Source organism: Monashia sp. HAY1-5C (assembly GCF_056755255.1).
The window spans coordinates 1-324 of sequence record NZ_JBPGXG010000302.1; the positions used below are offsets into that span (position 1 = coordinate 1).

Here is a 324-nt window from a genome sequence, read left to right on the forward strand (position 1 = left end):
GCGCAGGAGTCGGTGACCGGAGAGGGCGTCGCGGTCGAGCTGCCGGTCGCCAACATCGGCTCCCGGGCGGTGGCGGGCATCATCGAAGTAGTCGTCAACGGCCTAGCCTGCTGGGGCCTGGCCGTGCTCGTCCTCGGCCTCACCGAACGGTCCTCCGAGGCGGTCAGCCTGACCGCCCTCGTGGTCGTCGTTGTCGGGGTGCTCGTCGGCGTGCCGGCCACGACCGAGGCGCTCACCCGCGGCCGGACGCTCGGCAAGCTCGTCATTGGTCTGCGGGTCGTGCTCCACGACGGCGGTCCTGTCTCCCCGCCACACCCCCCCCCC

1 protein-coding gene is annotated in these 324 nt (G+C 72.8%); it reads left to right on the forward strand.

The window, feature by feature from the left end; all coding sequences use genetic code 11:
• Nucleotides 1-324: RDD family protein (locus ACR9ZK_RS21765; RefSeq protein WP_481344040.1), on the forward strand; the 324-nt coding region annotated here is incomplete at both ends.